Source organism: Microbacterium sp. Leaf351, from assembly GCF_001423825.1.
Classification (GTDB): Bacteria; Actinomycetota; Actinomycetes; order Actinomycetales; family Microbacteriaceae; genus Microbacterium; species Microbacterium ginsengisoli.
Window position 1 is genome coordinate 47,376 of record NZ_LMPK01000036.1, and the last position, 1,378, is coordinate 48,753.

General features: G+C 73.3%; 1 protein-coding gene and 1 pseudogene. One reads left to right on the forward strand and one right to left on the reverse strand.

What is annotated here, in order from left to right; all coding sequences use genetic code 11:
• The coding region (locus ASG00_RS12180) for a 5'-3' exonuclease (RefSeq protein WP_235559563.1) at positions 1-754 on the forward strand (754 nt) is incomplete at its 5' end.
• 41 nt (positions 755-795) lie between these two features.
• Here the strand turns inward: ASG00_RS12180 and ASG00_RS18425 are convergent.
• Positions 796-1,378, reverse strand: a pseudogene (locus tag ASG00_RS18425) (anthranilate phosphoribosyltransferase); the annotation flags it as partial.

The window sequence follows — 1,378 nt, forward strand, 5'->3', positions numbered from 1 at the left end:
CGTCGCCTGCTGGGACGACGACTGGCGTCCGCAGTGGCGCGTCGAGCTGATTCCGAGCTACAAGACGCACCGCGTCGTGGAGGTGGTGGCCGGCGGCACCGACGTGGAGGAGGTGCCCGATCCGCTCGAGCGCCAGGTGCCGATCATCCGCGAGGCGCTCACGCGCCTCGGCATCCCGATCGTCGGTGCGGCCGAGCACGAGGCCGACGACGTGATCGGCACCCTCGCGACCGGCGCGGGCCTGCCGGTCGACGTCGTCACAGGCGACCGCGACCTCTTCCAGCTCATCGACGACGACGCGGACGTGACGGTCGTCTACACCGCACGCGGCATGTCGAACCTCGAACAGCTGCGCGACGCGGACATCGTGGCGCGCTACGGCGTACACGCCGACCAGTACGCGGATTTCGCGACGCTGCGCGGCGATTCCTCGGACGGGCTGCCCGGCGTCGCCGGCATCGGGGAGAAATCGGCGGCGACGCTGCTCGCGGCCCACGGCGACCTCGCCGGAATCACCGCGGCCGCCGCCGAGACACGCGGCATGACCCCCGGCGTCGCGAAGAAGGTGCTCGCGGGCGCCGACTACCTCGCCGTCGCCCCTACCGTGGTGCGGGTCGTCCGCGACCTTCCCCTCCCCCGGCCGCAGCGACTCCACGTTCCCGACCCCGACGAGAGCGCCGCGTTCGTGGAGACCTGGCGCATCGGTACGTCGTTCCGTCGCGCCGCGGACGCCCTGGCGGCGACCGCGGGCTGAGCGGAGCCGACCGGCACAGAACCGGGCTGAGCGGCGCGCCGTCAGGCCGAGCGACGCTGCGTCGCGTCGACCCACCGCTCGAGCGTCGCGGTCGCGCGCCCGTCGTCGATGGCGGCTCCGGCGAGCTCCACGGCCTCGGCGAGCCGGTCGAGGATCGGCCGGTGGGCCTCGGTGGGCTGCTGGAACAGACGGTAGGCGACGATGCCGGCGGCCGTGTTCAGCAGCACGATGTCCCGCACCGGACCGGTCTCACCGGAGAGAGTGCGGCGGACGACGTCCGCGTTGTGCACGGGGTCGCCGCCCAGAAGGTCCTCGATGCGAGCGCGCGGGATGCCGATGTCGCGCGGGTCGAGGTCGTGCTCGTGCACATCGCCGAGCGAGACCTCCCAGATGCGGCTGTGGCCGGTCGTGGTGAGTTCGTCGAGCCCGTCGTCGCCGCGGAACACGAGCGCGGTGGCGCCGCGGGTGCGGAAGACGCCCGTGATCAGCGGCACGCGGTCGAGAGTCGCGACGCCGACGGCGTTCGCCTCGGCCCGCGCCGGGTTGCAGAGCGGTCCGAGGAAGTTGAAGACGGTCGGGATGCCGAGTTCCGCCCGCGTCGGACCGGCGTGACGGAACCCGGGG